The sequence below is a fragment of the Dietzia sp. DQ11-38-2 genome, from assembly GCF_014145055.1.
Taxonomy (GTDB): domain Bacteria; phylum Actinomycetota; class Actinomycetes; order Mycobacteriales; family Mycobacteriaceae; genus Dietzia.
Genome location: NZ_JAALDW010000504.1, coordinates 1 through 3,679, shown reverse-complemented (window position 1 = coordinate 3,679; position 3,679 = coordinate 1). Strand labels below are relative to the sequence as shown.

The 3,679-nt window shown below is 70.9% G+C and carries 3 protein-coding genes and 1 pseudogene; 2 read left to right on the top strand and 2 right to left on the bottom strand.

Going from position 1 to position 3,679, the window contains the following annotated elements:
- A pseudogene (locus G6026_RS16910) lies at window positions 1–280 on the bottom strand (hypothetical protein); the annotation flags it as partial.
- A gap of 179 nt (window positions 281–459) precedes the next feature.
- Between G6026_RS16910 and G6026_RS15805 the strand changes: the two are divergent.
- Window positions 460–1,791: a DUF4921 family protein gene (locus G6026_RS15805; protein WP_309230120.1), complete on the top strand. Its 1,332-nt coding sequence runs from the start codon at window positions 460–462 to the stop codon at window positions 1,789–1,791.
- 42 nt (window positions 1,792–1,833) lie between these two features.
- Here G6026_RS15805 and G6026_RS15800 read toward each other — a convergent pair whose 3' ends face one another.
- Entirely contained in the window at window positions 1,834–2,349 is a 516-nt protein-coding gene (locus G6026_RS15800) for a hypothetical protein (RefSeq protein WP_231750446.1), read from the bottom strand.
- Window positions 2,350–2,458: 109 nt separating this feature from the next.
- On the opposite strand from G6026_RS15800, the gene G6026_RS15795 reads away from it, so the two are divergent.
- Window positions 2,459–3,622, top strand: coding sequence for a DUF4185 domain-containing protein (locus tag G6026_RS15795; RefSeq protein ID WP_182613735.1), 1,164 nt, complete (start codon window positions 2,459–2,461; stop codon window positions 3,620–3,622).
- Window positions 3,623–3,679 lie beyond the last annotated feature (57 nt).

Below are 3,679 nucleotides of genomic sequence, written 5' to 3'. Positions count from 1 at the left end.
GCGCGAGCGAGGCCGGATCGAGGGAGCCCGGCTCAAGGGAGCCTTCCAACGAACCCTGCCCCAGCGAGCCGGGGTCGAGGGAGCCGGGCTCGAGGGAACCCTCGAGGGACCCTTCTTCACCGGATCCCGCCGACCCGAGCAACAACTCGAGATTCAGTCCCAGTCCGAGGTCGAGCGACCCCTCCTGAGCACCTGCGACCGCCGGGGACCCGGATGCCGCGAGAAGGGCCGCGCCGGCAACGGCCGCCGCACGAATGTGTAGTGCACGTTTCGATGACATCTTCGGTCCTCTGTTCGGTCGGTGTCTCCACGCGGGATGGCTAGCACCAATCCCCCTGCCTCATACCCACATCGTGGAAACTCAGGATAGTGTTACCTTCATCACAGTTCCACCGGTGCGGGCGCGGCATTCTCCTCGCGGTCGTCGGCCAGGCACCCGGCACCGCCTAGGCTCGGCGCGTGACCACCCCGCCCGACACCCCGTCGCCCCGGATTCGACCGCTGCGCCGGATGGCGGACGGGACCGTCAAGCAGACGAACCCCTTCACCGGCACCGAGGTGTGGACGGTCCCGGGCCGCGGTAACCGCCCCGTCGACCATCACCCCGGCGAGGTCCGCCCGGTGGACCCGGTCGCCCCGGAGGCTCACTGCGCGTTCTGCGTGTCCCGACTTCGCGAGACCACCCCGGAGAAGTCGCGCCTGGTACGCGACGGCAGCACGTGGAGGACCCTCGACCGGGTCGCCCCGGACCAACTCGACCTGACGACGCCCGAGTTCAGGCTCTTCGGGAACCTCTTCGAGATCGTCTCGCTCGACTACTGGAAAGCGGTCCACGGCTATCGGATCCCGGCCGGAGCCTCCGCGCATCAGTCCGCCTACCTCGAGACCGAGGCCGGTGTCGAACACGTCCGTTCGCTGCTCCGGACCCGGATCGCGGCAGCACAGGGGGATCCGTCCATCGTCGATGCCATGGATACCGCGGAACTGGCCGCGCGCTCGGAGAGCTTCTTCGGCGGCTGCCACGATGTCGTGGTGGCCCGCCGCCACCTCGTCGAGGGCGCCGCCACCACCGGGGGGCATGCCTCCTCGGGATCCCTCGACCCGGCCGAACACCAGCACTTCATCGCGTTCACCGTCCGCGCCATGCGGAACCTGTACCGCGACAACCCCCACGCCCGATACGTGTCGGTGTTCCAGAACTGGCTGCAGCCGGCGGGCGCGTCGTTCGCCCATCTGCACAAGCAGCTCGTGGCGATCGACGAGATCCCGGCGAAGACCGTTCGCGAGGTGGCCGCCCTGGAGAGCGAACCGGACCTCTACGACACCCTCGGGATCGGTCTCGCGGTCTCGGAGGGACTGGTGGTGGCGGCCAACGAGCACGCCGTGGCGGTGGTCGGGGTGGGGCACCGGTATCCCGCCCTCGTCGTCTACTCGCGGTCGGCGGCGAGCGATCCGTGGGAACACTCGCCGGAGGAACTCCGCGGGGTCTCCGATCTGCTGCACGCCTGCCACGCCGCCACGGGCCCTCTGGTGCCGACAAATGAGGAGTGGCACACCCGACCTCCCGGCGTCGCCGCCCCGATGCCGTGGCGGATCGTGCTCAAGTGGCGGATCTCCACCCCGGCCGGGTTCGAGGGGGCGACCGGGATCCACGTCAACACCATCGACCCGTGGGCCCTGCGTGATCGGGCCGCGCCGCGGCTGGAGCAGTTGCGCGCGTCGGGTCTGATCGCCGACATGGCGCTCGGGGCCGAGTGCGGGGACGTGAAGGGGACGAGGCCCCTCGGGTGAGACCGAACCAGGGCGCCGTCGGCCGGGAACGGGGGCCGTCGACTAGATCGCGCGACGCGCCCGGCCCCGGGGGAGCCTGGCCGCGGTGGCCTCTCGGATGCCCGGCACGGAGGCCGGGATGACGACGGGGCCGGAGAGCGCCGGGTCGAGCAGCATCGCGGTCGGCGTCTCCTCCGAGCCCATGTTGATGCTGCGGCAGAGCTCGTAGGCGTCCTCGTCCCGCCAGATGTTCACCCAGTGCACCTCAAGGCCCTCCCGCGCGGCGCGCCGCCGCAGTGCGGAGGAGTACGGACACCCGGGGCGCCACAGGACCACCACGGCGTGCTCGGTGCAGGCGCTGCGCACCGACTGAAGGGGCTCGTGACCGGTCATCCTGAGCGGAGAGTTCCACAGTGCCACCACGGTGGTGAGGGCCAACACCAGCAGCGCCGGTGCGGCTCCGTGACCGAAACCCACGATGATCCACGCGAGCGCACACCCGACTGCCACGACGGCCACAGGGCCGAACCAGTGGCCGGGGACGATCTCGCGCCCCGCTCGTGCGAAGGGGTGTGTCACGCGCACGACCATACGCGTCCGCGTTCCGGGTTCGCCCGCGCATTGACCGAATTGTGATGCGTCCACGATCGGCTCTCCGGTCGTCGCGGGTGGCGGTAGCGTCGGTGCCATGACGGACTCACGCCCGCCGACCCGCACCCCGCAGACCCGCACCCGAAAGGTCCGCGACCTCACCGGGCCGGGTATCACCACGGCGTTCGGGATGGAGGGCACCGATCTGGGGATCACGGCCCGGACACCCTCCGGGCGCCTGCTCGCCGTGTTCGGCGACACCTTCGCGGGGGCGGGGGTGGGTGCCCCCCACGTGGGTCGGCCCCACCCCGGGATCGCGCAGTGCACTCCCACCACCGACGAGCGGCCCGGGCCGGGGAATCCGGACTGGAGATCCCCCGTCGGCCTGTTCGCGGACGACATCGATGCGTCCGGTGGCCTGGTGTGGACGGGTGCGGCCGGCCCCGGCCCACCGGACTACGCGGGTCAGCTCGTCGACTACGTCCACGGGCGCGGCTGCTCCACGGTCCTGCCCGGTGATGTCCTCACCCTCGGTGACACCATGTATCTCCAGGTGATGGTCAACGAGGGTCTCGGGACGGTCACGCGGACCGAGATCCACCGCTCCGTCGACGACGGCGACACCTGGGAGCCGACCGGCGTCACGTTCTCCCCCCTGCTCGAGGGCGGGCACCGTCAGCTGTGGACCTGGGAGTCGGGCGGGGACGGATTCGTCTACGTGCTGTCGACCGGTTTCCAGCGGGACAAGGGGGTCATCCTGATGCGGGTCCGCGAGGAGGACCTGGCCGACCCCGGCGTCAACGGATGGCAGTCGTGGGGTTTCCGAGACGGGGCATGGGGCTGGGGCAACCCCACCACCATCGTGCTGCCGGGCCGTATCGGCGAGATGTACCTGCGGCGGTGCGAGGACTTCTGGACCCTGACCTACTTCGACGCGGAGCACTACCGGATCGACTGCCTCACTTTCGCGCACATCGGAGTGGACCTCCTGGACCGCTCGGTGACCGCCCACACGACGCTCCTGCACGGGTGTGCCTGGGGCGACGAATCCGACGGATCCGATCCGACCGCCGGCCCGGCGCGGGTCGCCCAGCTCTACTGCGGTTGCCCCGTCCCCGGGTCCACTCCGGAGGAGTGGCACCTCGTGGTGAGCCAGTGGAACACCCACGACTCGGCCGCGGGCCCCGCCGGTTGGCCGTACCGATCGATGCAGTTCGTGGGCTCCATCCCCCGACCGCCGGGGGCGTCCGGGCCGGGGTGACCCGCCGCCGGCGGGTGCGACCAGCCCGCTAGGCCCAGGGCAGGGGGCCCAGGTTCC